The 16,396-nt window shown below is 70.4% G+C and carries 15 protein-coding genes; 4 read left to right on the forward strand and 11 right to left on the reverse strand.

From position 1 onward, the window contains the following. Nucleotides 1-186 precede the first annotated feature (186 nt). From CCS38_RS29500 to CCS38_RS29535, 8 genes are all read right to left on the reverse strand, one after another. Nucleotides 187-1,617, reverse strand: a complete 1,431-nt coding sequence (locus CCS38_RS29500; protein ID WP_223736388.1) for a nucleobase:cation symporter-2 family protein — start codon at nucleotides 1,615-1,617, stop codon at nucleotides 187-189. 335 nt (nucleotides 1,618-1,952) lie between these two features. Then, nucleotides 1,953-3,353, reverse strand: a complete 1,401-nt coding sequence (locus CCS38_RS29505; RefSeq protein WP_223736389.1) for an 8-oxoguanine deaminase — start codon at nucleotides 3,351-3,353, stop codon at nucleotides 1,953-1,955. Between the two features lie 43 nt (nucleotides 3,354-3,396). Next, nucleotides 3,397-4,800 (reverse strand): nucleobase:cation symporter-2 family protein, encoded by a 1,404-nt coding sequence (locus tag CCS38_RS29510; protein ID WP_223736390.1) that lies wholly within the window; start codon nucleotides 4,798-4,800, stop codon nucleotides 3,397-3,399. A gap of 90 nt (nucleotides 4,801-4,890) precedes the next feature. Then, complete coding sequence (pucL, locus tag CCS38_RS29515) at nucleotides 4,891-5,823, reverse strand: factor-independent urate hydroxylase (RefSeq protein WP_223736391.1); 933 nt, start codon at nucleotides 5,821-5,823, stop codon at nucleotides 4,891-4,893. A gap of 7 nt (nucleotides 5,824-5,830) precedes the next feature. Further along, nucleotides 5,831-6,247, reverse strand: coding sequence for a hydroxyisourate hydrolase (gene uraH, locus CCS38_RS29520; protein ID WP_223736392.1), 417 nt, complete (start codon nucleotides 6,245-6,247; stop codon nucleotides 5,831-5,833). Continuing rightward, nucleotides 6,244-6,756 (reverse strand): 2-oxo-4-hydroxy-4-carboxy-5-ureidoimidazoline decarboxylase, encoded by a 513-nt coding sequence (gene uraD, locus CCS38_RS29525; RefSeq protein WP_030252595.1) that lies wholly within the window; start codon nucleotides 6,754-6,756, stop codon nucleotides 6,244-6,246. The genes uraH and uraD overlap by 4 nt, the downstream gene beginning before the upstream one ends. A gap of 175 nt (nucleotides 6,757-6,931) precedes the next feature. Continuing rightward, the gene (locus CCS38_RS29530; RefSeq protein WP_223736393.1) at nucleotides 6,932-7,312 is read right to left on the reverse strand and encodes a helix-turn-helix domain-containing protein; all 381 of its coding nucleotides are present in this window, start codon (nucleotides 7,310-7,312) and stop codon (nucleotides 6,932-6,934) included. Next, entirely contained in the window at nucleotides 7,309-7,587 is a 279-nt protein-coding gene (locus CCS38_RS29535) for a YkoF family thiamine-binding protein (protein WP_223736394.1), read from the reverse strand. The genes CCS38_RS29530 and CCS38_RS29535 overlap by 4 nt, the downstream gene beginning before the upstream one ends. Before the next feature lie 136 nt (nucleotides 7,588-7,723). On the opposite strand from CCS38_RS29535, the gene CCS38_RS29540 reads away from it, so the two are divergent. The 4 genes from CCS38_RS29540 to CCS38_RS29555 all read left to right on the forward strand — a co-directional run bounded on the left by CCS38_RS29540 (nucleotide 7,724) and on the right by CCS38_RS29555 (nucleotide 12,957). Continuing rightward, the gene (locus CCS38_RS29540; RefSeq protein WP_223736395.1) at nucleotides 7,724-8,569 is read left to right on the forward strand and encodes a TIM barrel protein; all 846 of its coding nucleotides are present in this window, start codon (nucleotides 7,724-7,726) and stop codon (nucleotides 8,567-8,569) included. A 37-nt stretch (nucleotides 8,570-8,606) separates the two neighbouring features. Next, nucleotides 8,607-10,091, forward strand: a complete 1,485-nt coding sequence (locus CCS38_RS29545; protein ID WP_223736396.1) for a thiamine pyrophosphate-binding protein — start codon at nucleotides 8,607-8,609, stop codon at nucleotides 10,089-10,091. Nucleotides 10,092-10,295: 204 nt separating this feature from the next. After that, nucleotides 10,296-11,768, forward strand: a complete 1,473-nt coding sequence (locus CCS38_RS29550) for a catalase (protein ID WP_308050895.1) — start codon at nucleotides 10,296-10,298, stop codon at nucleotides 11,766-11,768. Nucleotides 11,769-12,240: 472 nt separating this feature from the next. Beyond that, a complete protein-coding gene (locus CCS38_RS29555) occupies nucleotides 12,241-12,957 on the forward strand; it encodes a hypothetical protein (protein WP_223736397.1) in 717 nt (238 codons plus the stop codon). Here the strand turns inward: CCS38_RS29555 and CCS38_RS29560 are convergent. From CCS38_RS29560 to CCS38_RS29570, 3 genes are read right to left on the reverse strand one after another with little or no spacing between them, the layout of a single operon-like run. Beyond that, nucleotides 12,941-14,380: an amino acid permease gene (locus CCS38_RS29560; RefSeq protein ID WP_223736398.1), complete on the reverse strand. Its 1,440-nt coding sequence runs from the start codon at nucleotides 14,378-14,380 to the stop codon at nucleotides 12,941-12,943. The genes CCS38_RS29555 and CCS38_RS29560 overlap by 17 nt on opposite strands. After that, nucleotides 14,377-15,378 carry a proline racemase family protein gene (locus CCS38_RS29565; RefSeq protein WP_223736399.1) on the reverse strand — a complete coding sequence of 334 codons (1,002 nt, stop codon included), beginning with the start codon at nucleotides 15,376-15,378 and terminating at the stop codon, nucleotides 14,377-14,379. Before CCS38_RS29565 ends, CCS38_RS29560 begins: the two co-directional genes overlap by 4 nt. Then, nucleotides 15,378-16,316, reverse strand: a complete 939-nt coding sequence (locus tag CCS38_RS29570; protein WP_223736400.1) for a dihydrodipicolinate synthase family protein — start codon at nucleotides 16,314-16,316, stop codon at nucleotides 15,378-15,380. The genes CCS38_RS29565 and CCS38_RS29570 overlap by 1 nt, the downstream gene beginning before the upstream one ends. Between the last annotated feature and the right edge of the window lie 80 nt (nucleotides 16,317-16,396).

Genomic DNA, 16,396 nt, shown 5'->3' on the forward strand with positions numbered 1-16,396 from the left:
AGAAACTTGTCATCGGATGGCTGTGTCCGTCCCTTACGACGAGGGCGCGGCGGGGAGCCCGAAACGCCGACAACAGGATGCGGCCGGCCCTGCCCGTGGGCTCCGTACGGTACGGAGTCCACGGGCAGGACCGGCCTAAAGACTGGAAAGTAACTTCCATCGTGCGCTGGGCGGCACGACGTTACGTCAGTGCACCCCGGCAGCGGAAGACCCTTCTGCCGACCTCTGCGGCGGAATTCCATCCTCCATTCCCGCCACTGCCTCCTGCTGTTCACCTTCACGGCCTGCGCGAAGGTGGTTGAAGAGGAGGTTGAGGACGATGGCGACGAGACAGCCTGTGGAAATGCCGGAGTCCAGGACGACCAGCAGGTCCTTGGGGAAGTTGTGGTAGAACTCGGGCGCCGCGATCGGGATCAGGCCGATGCCGACGGCCGCCGCGACGATCAGCGCGTTCTCACCCTTCTCCAGCGCCGCGGTGGAGAGCGTCTGGATGCCGCTCGCCGCGACCGAGCCGAAGAGGACAATGCCCGCGCCGCCCAGTACCGGCAGCGGTACGAGGGAGATGACGGACGCGGCGATCGGGCAGAGGCCCAGGACGATCAGGATCAGACCGCCGGCCGCCACGACGAAGCGGCTGCGTACCTTGGTCATCGCGACCAGGCCGATGTTCTGCGCGAACGCGCTGCACGCGAAGCCGTTGAAGAGCGGGCTGATCGCGGTACCCAGGGTGTCGGCGCGCAGGCCGCCCTCGATGGTGCGCTCGTCGGCGGGGCGGCCGACGATCTTTCCGAGCGCCAGCATGTCGGCGGTCGACTCCGTCATACAGACCAGCATCACGATGCACATCGAGATGATGGCGGCGATGTCGAACTGCGGGGCCCCGAAGTGGAAGGGCGTCGGGAAGCCGATGACATCGGCCTTGGCGAGCACGCTGAAGTCGGTGATGCCGACCGGTATCGCGATGAGCGTGCCGGCGATCAGGCCCAGGAGGATGGATATCTGCTGGAGGAAGCCGCGCAATGTGCGTCGGAGTACCAGCACGATGACGAACGTCAGGGCCGCCATGCCGATGTTGGTCAGCGAACCGTAGTCCGGCGCCGCCGCGTTGCCGCCCTGGGACCAGTTGAAGGCCACCGGGAGGAGCGAGACGCCGATCAGGGTGATCACGGTGCCGGTGACGACCGGCGGGAAGAAGCGCACCAGCTTGGAGAAGTACGGGGCGAGGACGAAGCCCAGTACACCGGCGACGATCACCGCGCCGAAGATGATCGGCAGCGCGTTCTCGGGGCTCTGCGCCTTGCCGATGGCGACCATCGGGGTAACGCCCGCGAACGAGACGCCGTTGACGAACGGCAGCTTCGCGCCGATCTTCCAGAAGCCGAGCGTCTGCAGCAGGGTGGCGATGCCGGCGGTGAAGAGGCTGGCGCCCATGAGGAACGCCGTCTCGGTCGCGCTCAGCCCGCAGGCCGGCCCGACGATCATCGGCGGGGCCACCACGCCCGCGTACATCGCGGCCACGTGCTGCAGACCGCTGGTGAACATTCTGAAAGGCGGAAGGGTCTCGTCGACCGGATGCTTCCGGTCCCCCTCCACTTGCTGCCCGGGTGTTGCGGCCACTGCGGGCCTCCTTCGATTTCTGTGCCACCGGGCCGGTGGCACGAGCCTGTCACGGAGGGATGCGATGTGATGCCGTGCGGGTGCGAGTGCGGTTGCGGGTGTAGCAGTGCGCTTATGGCGCGCGTGGAGGGGTGGTGCGTGGTGACGCGGAGAGCGGGTGGGAGGTACCGGCCCGGGGACGCGGGTTCTTGCCCGCGTCCCCGGGTCACGGCGCTTGTGGATCCCGCTCGGATCCACAAGCTCAGCCGGGGGCCGTCCCCCCCGGCCGAGTCTTCAGGTGTGCCGTACGGGCCGCCTGTACCGGCCGGCCGTACGGGAGGTGCGTACCGCTGGGGTCAGCCCCCGGCGGCGATGCGGGCGAGCCGCTGGGACTCGGCGCGTGCGGTACGTGCGATGGCGTCCTCGTCGACGGTGACGAGGCGGTTGTCCTCGACCACCGGCCGGCCGTTGACCAGCGAGAGGGTCACCGGGGCCGCCGCGCCGAAGACCAGCGCGGTGACCGGGTCGGCGATGGTGGAGTGGCCGAGGCCGTCCAGCTTCCACAGCACCAGGTCGGCGAGCTTGCCGGCCTCCACCGAGCCGATCTGGTCGGCCCGGCCGAGCACCCGCGCGCCACCGTGGGTGCCCAGGCGCAGCGCCTGACGGGCATTCAGGGCGGCCTCGCGGTGCGGGCCGAGGCGGTTGATGAGCAGCGCGTTGCGCAGCTCGGTGTGCAGCTCGCCGGACTCGTTCGAGGCGGTGCCGTCCACGCCGAGGCCGACCGGGACGCCGGCCGCGAGCATGTCCGGTACCCGGGCGATGCCGGCCGCGAGGCGCGCGTTGGACGACGGGCAGTGGGCGACGCCCGTACGGGTACGGGCGAACGCCTCGATGTCCGAGTCGTTCATGTGGACGCAGTGCGCCATCCACACGTCCTCGCCGAGCCAGCCGGTGGACTCGAAGTAGTCGGTCGGGCCCATGCCGAACAGCTCGTGGCAGAACTTCTCCTCCTCCACGGTCTCGCTGCCGTGGGTGTGGAGGCGTACTCCCTTGCGGCGGGCCAGTTCGGCGCCCTGCTTGAGGAGGTCGGTGGTGACCGAGAACGGCGAGCACGGCGCGACGGCGATCTGCGTCATCGCGTCGAAGGAGGCGTCGTGGTGCCGGTCGATGGTCTCCTCGGTGGCCGCGAGCGCGCCCTCCAGGGACTCCACCGCGAAGTCCGGCGGCAGCCCGCCGTCCGACTCGCCGCGGTCCATCGAGCCGCGGGCGAGCGTGAAGCGTACGCCCATGTCGGACGCGGCCTTGATGATGGCGCCCGAGAGGTCGCCGGAGCCGCGCGGGTAGACGTAGTGGTGGTCCATGGCAGTGGTGACACCGCCGCGGGCCATCATCGCGAGCGAGCCCTGCGCGGCCGCCGCCGCCATCGGCTCGTCGATGCGGGCCCAGGTGGGGTACAGCGCGACCAGCCAGTTGAAGAGGTTGTGGTCGGTCGCGAGGCCGCGGGTGATCCACTGGTAGAAGTGGTGGTGCGTGTTGACCAGGCCGGGGGTGAGCAGGTGGCCGGTGCCGTCGATACGGCGTACGACACCGTCCAGGCCCTCGGGCGCGGGTCCCGCGCCCACCGACTCGATCCGGTTGCCGGCGATGACGACGTGTCCGCTCGCGTACTCGGTGTCGTCCGCGTCGACGGTCGCGATCGCGCAGTTCTCGATGATGACGCGCGCGACCGCGCTGTCAGGGGTTGCCGGTGCTGCCATGGGGTCTTCCTTCACTCTGTTGCTGACTGGGCACGGCAGGACCCTAGGGAATTTGAGTGCCGGAGCCGGGCGACGCAGCTGACAGTACTGCCGCCGGTGTGGTGCTCCGGGTGCCGAGATGGTGGAAGAACAGGTTGAGCAGGACCGCGACCAGCGCGCCGGCGCTGATGCCGGAGCCGAGGACGGTCTGTGCCCAGGCCGGGAAGTCCGCGTAGAACGTCGGCGCGGCGAGGGGGATGATGCCGGCGCCGAGCGAGACGGCCACGAGGATGATGTTGGAGCTGTCGTCCAGGCCCGCTTCGGAGAGCGTGCGGATGCCGCTCACCGCGATGGAGCCGAAGAGGACGATGCCGGCGCCGCCGAGCACGGGCATCGGGACGAGCGAGACGACCGCGCCGAGCACGGGGAAGGCGCCGAGCACGATGAGCGCACCGCCCGCGACGGCGACGACGTAGCGGCTGCGTACTTTCGTGAGCGAGACGACGCCGACGTTCTGCGCGAAGGCGCTGGTGGGGAAGCCGCCGAAGACCGGTCCGATGAGGGTGGCGATGCCGTCCGTACGCAGACCACGCGTGATGGTCCTGCCGGTGCACTCGCGGTCGCAGATCTCGCCGAGTGCCAGCATTCCCGCCGACGACTCGGTCATCAGGACGAGCATGACGATGCACAGCGAGAGGATCGCGGCGGGCTGGAACTCCGGCGGGCCGAAGGCGAAGGGCGTGGGCAGCGCGGCGACCGGCGCCTCGCGCAGCGAGGAGAAGTCCGCCAGGCCGAAGGGGATCGCGGCGAGGGTGCCGATGACCAGGCCGAGGAGGAGGGCGATCTGCTTGATGAAGCCCTGGAAGAAGCGCTGGATGAGCAGGATGACGACGAGCGTGAAGCCGGCGAGGGCCAGGTACTTCATGTCGCCGTGGTCGGCGGCGTTCGCGTCGCCGCCCTGGGCCCAGCCGACCGGTACGGGCATCAGCGTCACGCCGATGAGTGTGATCACGACACCGGTCACCAGCGGCGGGAAGAACCTCAGCAGCTTGCCGAAGAAGGGACCCACTGCCAGGCAGAAGACGCCGGCGACCATGACCGCGCCGTAGATCGCGGGCAGTTGGTGCCCTTTGGCGGTGGTCTCGGCAATGGCGAGCATGGGCGTGATGCCGGCCGAGGAGGCGGCGTTCACGAACGGCAGCCGGTTTCCGGCGAACTTCCCCATGCCCAGGGTCTGCAGGAGGGTGGCGAGCCCGGCGATGAGGAGGCTCGCGGCGATCAGCCGGGTCTGGCCGGCCGAGTCCAGGTGGGCGGCCTGGCCGATGATGAGCGGAGGGGTGACCACGCCGGCGTACATGGCGGCGATGTGCTGGAGGGCGGCGGGGACGAGCCGCTTGGGCCCCAGCTTCTCGTCCACCGGGTGGACGTCGGTTACAGGGTGGTGCTCAACGTGCGATTGCTGTGCCATGGGTCGTTCCCCTCAGGATTCGCGGCCCCCTCCCGCCGTGCGGGAGAACGGGAGGGGGATACGAGGCACTTTCGCGGCGTGGGAGAGCCGTCAGAGGTTGGTCATGTCCACCGGGATGCGCGCGTCGACACCGTCGCGCAGGATGGTGGCCTCGATGAGCCCGTACGGGCGGTCCGCCGCGTAGTAGACGGCTCCGTCCTTCGCCTCGTTGTCGAGGCCGAAGGGGGAGAGGTCCTGGCGGAAGTGGTGCTTGTTCGGCGCCGAGAAGCGGATCTCGTCTATCTCGCTGCGGTTGTTGATGACCCGCGAACCCATTTGGTACAGGGTCTGCTGCAGGGAGAGCGAGTAGGTCTCGACGAAGGCGTTGAGGATGTGCTTCTTGGCCTGGTCGTAGGACCGCTCCCAGTTGGGCATCCGCTGTTCGTCGGACGTCCAGTTGTGCCGCCACCAGGTGGAGAGCGAGGTGGCGAGGATGCGGTCGTAGTCCTCCTGCAGCGTCGTGTACTTGTCCTTGATGTAGCCCCAGAACTCGGAGTTCGTGGAGTTCATCACGGTCAGGTCCTTGAGGCCCGAGAGGATCTCGAACTTCTCGCCGTCGTACGTGATCTGCGCGAGGCGGGTCTCCTGGCCCTTGCGGACGAAGGAGTGCTTGACCTCGTCGGCGCCGATGAACTTGGAGTTGGCGTCGGCGCCGGCGATGCGCTCCCAGGCGTACTCCTCGATGCGGATGCGCGCCCGGTGGATGGACGGCTGGCTGTCGACGAAGTGCCGGGCGAGGTGGATGCCGTACTGCTCGGCGGACTCGATGCCGTATTCCTTGGCGAACGCGAAGCAGGTGTTCTTCGTCGTGTCCGTGGGCAGGCAGTTGGCGTTGGAGCCGGAGAGGTGGACCTCCTCCAGGTCGCCGGAGAGGGCGACGGAGACGTTGAGGTCCTTGATGTGGTGCGTGTCGCCGTCCCGGGTGATCTTTACGACCCGGTTTTCCGCCTTGCCGTACTGGTTCTGGCCGAGAATCGTGGGCATGTCGGTGCTAGCTCCCTCGGTATACGGAGTAGCCGAACGGGTTGAGCAGCAGCGGTACGTGGTAGTGCTCGCCCGGCTTGACGGCAAAGGTGATTGCCACCTCCGGGAAGAAGGCTCCGCTGTCCCGTAGCGCGGGGGCGTCCTGCTGTTCCTCGGCTTGCTTTGTGGTGCTGTGCTGGTTGGAAACGAAGTACGCCTCCGTCTCGAAATCGAGGCGTACGTGCGTGGTGCCCGCCGGCAGGGCCGGCAGGTCCTTGCAGCGCCCGTCCGCGTCCGTCTTGGACGCGCCGTGCGCGGTCCATGCCCCGTCGCTGCCGGAGCGCACCGAGAGCGTGAGGGCCACGCCCTCTGCGGGGCGGCCGACGCTGGTGTCCAGGATGTGCGTGGACACCGACGTCTGATCGGCAGCCGTGTCGCTGCTCATGCTGCGTCTCCTTCTGCGAGGCGGGTCAGGCGGATGCGGTTGATCTTGACGAGCTCCCCACGCACGATCTCTCGTTCGTGTTCCGGCGCGTTGTCGATCCGGTTACGGACCGCGTCCCTCATCTGCTCGGCGGTCAGGCCGGTGGCGCAGATGAGGAAGACGTGCCCGAAGCGCTCCTGGTAGGCCAGGTTCAGTTCGAGCATCTCGGCCTTGAGCTCGTCGGAGGCCCCCGCCATCCCGCGCTGCTCGCGGGAGGAGGTGGGGTCGCCCGGCTTGGGGCGGCCGATGGGCGGGTGCCCCGCCATCGCCTCGGCCAGGTCGTCCGCCGTCAGCTCTGCCATGGCGGCATCACTGGCGGCGAAGAGGGCCTCGGTGTCGGCGTACGGGCGCTGCGCGAGGATCTTGCTCCCCCACGCCTCGCTGGCACACACCTCGTGCAGCGCGGCCTGGGCCTCGCTGACATCGGCGGCATTGAACCGGGTGAGCCCCGGAGTCGTACTCGAAGACACGGGAAGCCTCCGTGGCTGCGTCGTGCTGTGCGTTGGACGGGCTGGGCATAGCTAAGTCTCCCGACAACACCACGTCAACACTTTGTTGAAAACTCGGCAACACGAAAGCCGCCGTTCCGGAAACCCGGAACGACGGCTTGTGGCGGTTTGCCGCGAGGTAAGGGACGGGAGCCGGTCAGCGCCCGGCCTTCGCCCCGTTCTCCCTGTTGAGGTAGTTGTACACCGTAAAACGCGAGACGCCGAGCGCGCTCGCGACCGTTTCCACGCCATGCCGTACGGAGAAGGCGCCGCGGGCCTCCAGGATGCGCACGACCGACTGCTTGGTCTTGCGGTCCAGCTCGGCGAGCGGACGGCCGTGCCGGCGCTCCAGGTCCGTCAGCAGGTGATCCAGGGAGTCGGAGAGGTGCGGCAGCCGTACGGCCACCCGGTCCTCGCCCTCCCAGGTCAGTACGACGTCGTCCCCCTGCGCCAGATCGGGCGCGACCATCTCCCCGCCCATCGCGTCCACCAGCGGCTTCACCGCTTGGACGAACGGGTGGTCGGCAGGCTCGGTCACCGCTCGGCCTCCTTGGCGTCCTGGCCGTCACGGCCGTCCCGTACCACGTTGACCTGGAGCGAGACGCGGGTGGCGCCGGCCGCCAGGGACTGCCGCAGCAGCGCGTCCACCGCGGTGAGCACCCGCTCCGCGTCCCCCTCGGCGGTATTGCCGAACGGGCCGACGTCGACCGCGTCCAGCTCGGCGCCCGTGACGACCTCGCGGGCCACCACCGCATGGTCCGGCGCCTCGTCCAGGTCGAACGGCTCCGTCGTGAACTCCACTCTCAATCGCACACCGTCAACCTACTGCCGACGTCGGCCCGGCCACCAGAATCGACCGCACGGGACCCCTTGACAGCCCTCCTACCCCCCGGGCACTCTTCCAATACGCAGAAAGAAAGTTTCGCAATACGGAAGGCGCTTACGCCGCATGGGCTTCACCGACACGCGCTTCGACGTCAATCTGTCGATCCTCTTCACCGAGCTCCCGCTGCTGGAGCGCCCCGCCGCCGCGGCCGCCGCCGGCTTCACCGCGGTCGAGCTGTGGTGGCCGTGGGTCGACGCGCCGGTGCCCGAGCAGTCCGAGCTGGACGCGCTGCGGGACGCGCTGAACGACGCCGGCACCCAGCTGGTCGGCCTGAACTTCTACGCCGGGCAGCTGCCGGGCCCCGACCGCGGCGCCCTCTCCCTGCCCGGCGAGGAGTCCGAGAAGTTCCGTGCCAACGTACCGGTCGCGGTGGAGTTCGCCCGCACGATGGGCTGCACGTCGCTGAACGCGCTGTACGGCAACCGTATCGAGGGCGTCGACCCGGCCCTCCAGGACGAGGTGGCCCTCGCCAACCTCACCTACGCCGCCCGGGCCGCCAACGCCATCGGCGCGACGCTGCTGATCGAGGCCCTGAACCAGCCCGAGTCGCCGCTGTGCCCGATCGTCTCCGCGCCCAAGGCCATCGAGATCGTCGACAAGGTCAACGCGGCCACCGGGCTCGGCAACGCCAAGTTCCTGATGGACCTGTACCACCTGGCCATGAACGGCGAGGACCTCAACGAGGTCATCGAGTCGTACACCGAGAAGACCGGGCACGTGCAGATCGCCGACAGCCCCGGACGCGGCGCGCCCGGCACCGGTCACCTGGACTTCACCGACCTGATCAACCGCCTCAAGAAGGCCGGTTACGACGGCTGGGTGGGCCTGGAGTACAAGCCCGGCGACCGCCCGAGCGCCGGTGCCTTCGAGTGGCTGCCCGCCCCGCTGCGCGCCGCCGGCCGGCACTGAGCCCGGACGACTGACGGACGACCGGGGGGAGCGACCGATGCCGAGGATGACCGCCGCAGCGGCGGCCGCGCGCATCGTCCGGGACGAGGGCGGCGACACCGCCTTCGGCTGCCCGGACGCGCCCGGCCACCCGCTGCACGCGGCGCTCGCGGCCGCCGGCACCGCTCTCCCGGCCGCACGCCACGCGCAGTCCGCAGCGCACATGGCCGACGGCTGGGCCCGCGCGAGCGGGCGCACCGGGGTGGTCGTCGCGGGCGCGGCGTCGGGCCCTGGCCTGGTCCCCGGACTGCACGCCGCACACGCCGACGGCGTACCGCTGGTCTGCCTCGCCGCGGGCCCCGGGGAGCCGGTACGTGCGGTAACCAAGCAGGTGTTACCGGCCGCCTCCGCCGCCCGCCTGCCGTGGGCGCTGCGCGAGGCGTTCCGTACGGCCCGCGAGGGCCGGCCGGGGCCGGTGCTGGTGGAACTGCCCGCCGACACCGGGGCGGAGATCGCATACGATCCGGCGGTCGACGCGCCACTGCCCGTACGGAGCGGCGCACCGCATCCGCCGCAGGTCGCGGCCGCGCTGGAACTGCTGCTGGCCGCGCGCCGACCGCTACTGCTGGCGGGCGGCGGGGTGACCGCTGCGGACGCCGGTGCCGCGCTCCGCGCGCTGGCCGATCGGCTGCGGGTGCCCTTCGCCGACACCCCGGGCGGCCGGGGCTGCGCGGGGGACGGCCACGAGCTGTACGCCGGCACCGTCGGGCATTCTCCGGGGGACCAGGCCCTCGGTGCGGCGGACTGCGTGCTCGCGGTCGGCACCGGGCGGGCCGCCGGCCTCCTCGCGGAGGTGCCCACGGTGATCCAGGTGGATGCCGAGCCGTCGGCGATCGGCGGGTACGGCACGGCCGGCCCGGGGGTTGTCGCGGACGCGCGGCTCTTCTTGGAGGCGCTGTACGACGCGGCGTCCGGTACGGAGCGGGAGTGCGCCTCGTGGACCAGGCCCGCAGGGGCCGCGGACGCTGCGCCCGCCCCGGGCGGCGGCCCGGTCCCGGTCGGCCGGGTCCATGCGGAGCTGGACGCGGTCTTCGGTATGGACGCCTGCTTCGTCCTCACCGAGGAGGTGTACGGCGAGTGGGGCGGCGCGCTGCTCCCGGTCGGCAGGCCACGGCGGCTGCTCCTCGGCGGTCGCGGCGGGCCAACGGGCTGGGCGGTCCCCGCGACGCTCGGCGCCCGGGTCGCACTGGCCGCGGCGGCCCCGGACACCGTGCTGGTCGGGCTCGGTACGGGGCCCGAACTCCCGCCGCTGGCCGAGGAGTTGACGCTCGCCGCGGAGTGCCCGGTGCCGTACGTGCAGTTACTGCTCGGCCGGGACGAGCGCGGTCCGGACGCCGTGCGCCTGGCCGAGGCGTACGACTGCTCCGGCTGCCGGGTCACGGACCGGGAAGGGCTGCGCTCTGCGCTGGAGTGGGCCCGCAAGGAGGCCGTCTCCACGCGGCGCCCGGTCCTGGTGGATGTGCTGGCCAGGCCCGACGCATAACAGCACACACAGACTTCCGGCGGCGGCGCCGACACCTGTCCTGTCGCGCCCAGGTGCCGCCGCCGGGACCCTTTTCCGGCCGCTGCGTGCGGTGGTAGAAGGTCACGAGCAAGTTTTCAACAAACTGTTGACGTTTGGTTGGAGCCCTCCATACGCTCCAACATGCGGAAGTCGGCTTCCGCGCTCTTCGTACGGAAGGTCACCATGACGAAGCCCTCGCTGACGGCGCGCACACTCACCACGGAGTCGGGCGCCCCCGTCGCCGACAACCAGAACTCCGCCACCGCCGGCATCGGTGGCCCGATCGTCCTGCAGGACCAGCACCTGATCGAGAAGCTCGCCCGCTTCAACCGGGAGCGCATCCCGGAGCGTGTGGTGCACGCCCGCGGTTCCGGCGCGTACGGCTACTTCGAGGTGACCGACGACGTCACCGGCTTCACCCGCGCCGACTTCCTGAACACCGTCGGCAAGCGGACCGAGCTGTTCATCCGCTTCTCGACCGTCGCCGACAGCCTCGGCGGTCCGGACGCGGCGCGTGACCCGCGCGGCTTCGCGGTCAAGTTCTATACCGAAGAGGGCAACTACGACCTCGTCGGCAACAACACCCCGGTGTTCTTCATCAAGGACCCGATCAAGTTCCCCGACTTCATCCACTCGCAGAAGCGCGACCCCTTCACGGGCAAGCAGGAGCCGGACAACGTCTGGGACTTCTGGGCGCACGCCCCCGAGGCCACCCACCAGGTCACCTGGCTGATGGGCGACCGGGGCATCCCGGCCTCCTACCGCCACATGAACGGCTACGGTTCGCACACCTACCAGTGGACCAACGCCGAGGGCGAGCAGTTCTTCGTCAAGTACCACTTCAAGACCAACCAGGGCATCCGCTGCCTGGACGCCGACCAGGGCGCCGAACTGGCCGGCAAGGACGCCAACTCGCACCAGACCGACCTGCTGCAGTCCATCGAGCGCGGCGTGTACCCGTCCTGGACGCTGTACGTGCAGATCATGCCGGCGGCCGAGGCTGCGGACTACCGCTTCAACCCATTCGACCTGACCAAGGTGTGGCCGCACAAGGACTACCCGCTGCAGCGCGTCGGCCGGATGGTCCTGGACCGCAACCCCGACAACGTCTTCGCCGAGGTCGAGCAGGCCGCCTTCTCGCCGAACAACTTCGTGCCCGGCATCGGCCCGTCGCCCGACAAGATGCTGCAGGGCCGGCTCTTCGCCTACGCCGACGCGCAGCGCTACCGCCTGGGCGTCAACCACACCCAGCTGCCGGTCAACGCCCCCAAGGCGACCGTGGCGAACAACTACGGCCGGGACGGTCTGATGGCCTCCAACTCCCAGGGCCGGCAGGCGAAGAACTACGAGCCGAACAGCTACGACGGCCCGGTCCAGACGAACGACGCGCTGTCCGCGCCGTTCGCCGTCACCGGCCACACCGGCACCCACGAGGCCCCGCAGCACACCAAGGACGACGACTTCTTCCAGGCGGGCGAGCTCTACCGGCTGATGTCCGAGGACGAGAAGAAGCGTCTCGTGGCGAACATCGCCGGCGGCCTCTCGCAGGTCTCCCGCGACGACGTCATCGAGAAGAACCTCGCGCACTTCCACGCCGCCGACCCGGACTACGGCAAGCGCGTCGAGGCCAAGGTCCGCGAGCTGCGCGAGGACTGAGCTTTGGTCCTCGAAAGGCTGCGTGAGGACTGACGGGAGGTCAGCACCCTTGCGCGTCCGTACCGTCCGGCCCGTTGAGGGGTGGCCGGGCGGTACGGACCGGCCGGCGGCTTCGGCCACCGGCCGACGGTGGGCTCCGCGGCGCGGCAGGAGAAGCCAGTGCGGTGGTACGGACGCGTCTCATAGGGAAGGGCACGTCCTCTCCTCCGCACCGCGGAGCACACCTTCCTCACCCACCCCTCTCCCCAGACTCCGTCCGGTGGCGCGTGTCCTGTCGCGCCTGTAACCCGTGTCACCGGGCGGGAACCACCCGCAGGGCCCGGCTCGTCCGTACGGTCACGGACGAGCCGGGCCCTGTGCTCGTCTCTCCTCCCGCCTGCCCTCCCGCTTCTCCCCGCGATTCGCCCCACGAACGGCGCGTTCCGGGAGACCATGGACGGCGAAGAGCCGAACGACCCGCCAGGAGCCGAACATGGCCGACAGCGTGCCGGTGCGCTGCCCTACGTGCCGCCGCGAGAACGCCTTCACCCCGCCCACCTTCCCGTGCGCGTGCGGGGCGCCGCTGACCATGCCCGTGCTGCGCGGCGGGGTGCCCGTCGAGATCCAGCACCGCACGTGGCAGAGCTCCTGGGTCGAGGTGCGCTGCGAGTCCTGCGGGCGGCTGGACGAGTGGCCGGCGCCGGAGTCGGCGTGCGCCTGCGGCACGGTCGTCCGGGTGCCGGTGATACCGGCCCCGGGACCGCCGGCCCCGGAGATCACCCCACTCGGCCGTGCGGGACACCGCTCCCCCGCGCACCCGGCCACGCTGCGCCCGGCCTTCCGCCCGGTGACGATCCGCACCGCGCGGGACTGCGTCACCGCCGCCGTCCAGTACCTGAAGTGGCTGGGCTTCACCGAGGTCGTACGCGCCCCCGAGCGCAGCTCGTCGGGGGTGGACGTACGCGGCCGCGGGCTGGTCGCCCAGGTCGACCCGACCACCCGCCCGACCCGGCTCCGCGAGATCGAGACGGTCTGGCTGAACGGCCTCAACGACTCCGCGCTCGCGGTGTTCTTCTCGCTGGCGGGGTACGCGCGCGACGCCCGGACCCGCGCCGACGCGCTGCACGTCCCGCTCTTCGTCATGGACCTCACGGGCACCCCGCAGCCGGTGAACGACCCGGCGGACGAGCTGATCAGAAAGGGTCCGTGACCCGTTCCCGGTCCTGCCCCCGGCCCGCGCGGTCCGGGTTCTCCTGCGAGTTCCGGTAACCGAACAGCGCGTACACGACCATGCCGAGCGCCATCCACCCGGCGAACCGCAGCCAGGTCACCGGGTCGAGGTTGCTGATCAGCCAGACGGAGAAGGCGACACCGATGGCCGGCACGAGCGGCACCAGCGGCGTACGGAAGGCCCGCGGCAGCTCGGGACGAGTACGCCGCATGACCACGACCGCCACCGCGACGACGATGAACGCCGTCAGAATGCCGATATTGGTGAGATCGGCGGCCTCCCGGATCGGCAGGAACCCGGCGATGACCGCCGAGCCGATCCCCACCGGCCAGATCACCCGGGTCGGCACCTGCCGCTTCGGGTGGTTACGGGCAAAGTAGCGCGGCAGCAGCCCGTCCCGGCTCATCGAGTACCAGACCCGGGACACCGCCAGCATGTTGGCGAAGGCCGAGGTGGTGATGCCGATGATGGCACCGACGGCGACGACCATGCCGAGCCCGCCGAGGCCGACCGAGGCCAGCGCGCTGGAGAACGGACTGTCCACGTCGATCCGGCGGTAGTCCTGCATGCCCAGCAGCACGACGCACACCAGCAGGTAGACGACCGCGGCGATGCCGAGGGAGATCACGATGGCCTTCGGCAGCACCTTCTTCGCCTCGGCGCTCTCCTCCGCGGCCGCGCTCATCGCGTCGTACCCGTAGACCGCGAAGAACGTGGTCGCGGCGCCGGTGAACGCGCCGCCGAGGCCGTACGGCAGAAAAGGGCTGTAGTTGCCCGCCGAGATGTGGAACGCCCCGGCGATCACCACCAGCGCCACGATGCCCAGCTTGACCACGACCAGGATCGTCTCGAAGCGCGCCGACTCCTTCGTACCGCGCGAGAGCACGAAGGCGAGGAGGAGGCACAGGAGCGCGGCGAGCAGGTCTACGCGGTGCCCGGCCCCGGTGCCGGGCGCGCCGAGCATCCAGACCGGCAGGTCGAGGCCGATGCCTTCCAGGACGTACGAGAAGTAGCCGGAGACGGCGATGGCCACTACGGCGACGATCGCGGTGTACTCCAGCAGCAGGTCCCAGCCGATGGCCCAGCCGACGACCTCGCCGAGTGCCGCGTAGGAGTAGGTGTACGCGGAGCCCGCCTTCGGGATGGTGCCCGCGAACTCGGCGTAACAGAGCGCGGCGGCGCTGCTGGCGATGATCGCGATGAGGAAGGAGAGCATCACGCCGGGCCCGGCGTCCTCGTGCGCGACCACTCCGGCCAGCGAGAAGACGCCCGCGCCCACCAGGCCGCCCAGGCTGAGCGCGACCAGCTGCCAGAGACCCATCGTGCGGCGCAACCCGCCGGCGGACTCCTCCTCGGAGGAGTCCACGGGCTTGCGGCGGAAGATCTCTCTCGCGACGCTCACAGGACGAAGCCTTCTGGGAAGGGATCTCTGGGATCCAGCAGGTAGTTGGCGGTGGCGGTGATCCACGCGCGGCCGGAGAACTCCGGTACGACGGCGGGCAGTCCGCCGACCTCGGTGGTGCCGACGAGCCGTCCTGTGAACCGGGTCCCGATGAACGACTCGTTCACGAGCTCCGTGTACAGCGGGAGTTCACCGCGGGCGTGCAGCTGGGCCATCCGGGCCGAGGTGCCCGTGCCGCACGGGGAGCGGTCGAACCAGCCCGGGTGGATGGCCATGGCGTTGCGCGAGTGCCGGGCATCCGACCCCGGCGCGAGGAACTGGACGTGCTTGCAGCCGGAGATGAGCGGATCGGTGGGGTGCGCGGGGCGGTTCTGCTCATTGACGGCCTTCATGATCGAAAGGCCCGCGGCCAGGATCTCGTCCTTGCGTGCCCGGTCGAACGGCAGCCCCAGTTGCTCCAGCTCGGTGATCGCGTAGAAGTTGCCGCCGTACGCCATGTCGTAGCGGACCTCGCCCAGCCCGGGGACGTCCACCTTGGCGTCCTGTTCGAGCGCGAAGGCATCGACGTTGCGCAGGGTGACCCGCTCCGCGACGCCGTCCCGTACGCTCACCCGCGCCTCGACGAGCCCGGCCGGGGTGTCCAGCCGAACGACGGTCTCCGGCTCGGTGACCGGGACCATGCCGGTCTCGACGAGGACAGTGGCGACGCCGATCGTGCCGTGCCCGCACATCGGCAGGAAGCCGCTGACCTCGATGTACAGGACGCCCCAGTCGGCGTCGGGGCGGGTGGGCGGCTGCAGCAGGGCGCCGCTCATGGCGGGGTGGCCGCGCGGCTCGTCGACGAGGAACCGGCGGAGCCCGTCGAGGTGTTCGACGGCGTACCGGCGGCGGTCGGCCATGGTGGCGCCCGGTATCGGGCCCACCCCGCCGGTCACCACGCGAGTGGGCATGCCCTCGGTGTGCGAGTCGACGGCGCTCAGGGTACGTACGGACCGCATCAGGCGGCCGCCAGCTTTTCGAGGGCGGTGATGGCGCGGGCCATGTCGGCGCGGACCTGCTCGCGGTGCTCGGGAATGAGCGGGCCGCGCGGCGGGCGGCAGGGGCCGCCGTACCGGCCGACCTGCTCCATGCCCGCCTTGATGGCCTGGACGAATTCGGTACGGGAGTCCCAGCGGAAGGCGGCTACCAGCGGCTCGTACAGCGCGCGGGCTTCCTCCAGGCGCCCGGCCCTGGCCAGCGCGTACAGCTTCGCGGACTCGGCGGGGAAGACGTTCGGGAAGCCGGCGAACCAGCCGACCGCGCCCATCAGCAGGCTCTCCAGGACCACATCGTCGGCGCCGCTGATGATGTCGAGCCCCGGCGCCTGCTCCTTGATCTCCAGTACGCGGCGGACGTCGCCGGAGAACTCCTTGACCGCCACGACGTTGTCGATCTGCGCTATCTCGCCGAGGAGTTGTGGGGTCAGATCGACCTTGGTGTCTATGGGGTTGTTGTAGACCATGACAGGGAGGCCGACGGAGGCCACCGCCTCGAAGTGCGCGAGCACCTCGCCGGGGTTGGCGCGGTACATGGTCGGCGGCAGACAGAGCACGCCGTCGGCGCCGTCCTCGGCGGCCACCTCGGCCCAGTGCCGGGCCTGGTGGCTGCCGACACCGTGCACGCCCACGATCACGGAACCGTCGTCGCCGACCGCCTCGATCGCGGTACGGGCGACCGCGCGGCGCTCCTCGTCGGTGAGCGAGGAGTACTCCCCCAGCGAGCCGTTCGGGCCGACGCCGTCACAGCCGTTGGCCACCAGCCAGCGGCAGTGCTCGGCGTAACGGTCCAGGTCGACGGCGAGCCCCGCGGGGGCCGCGGGATCCTCGCGGTACGGGAGCGCGGTGGCGACGACCACGCCGCCGAGGCCGGCGGGGCGGTGGGAGGCGGTGCTGTTCATGCGGTGCTCTCCTTCGTGTCGGGGTCGAGCGGTGCGGCGGCCAGCTCACCCAGGCGGATGGGCTGGGCGAGGGGGCGGCG

Source organism: Streptomyces purpurogeneiscleroticus (assembly GCF_020024005.1).
GTDB lineage: Bacteria > Actinomycetota > Actinomycetes > Streptomycetales > Streptomycetaceae > Streptomyces > Streptomyces purpurogeneiscleroticus.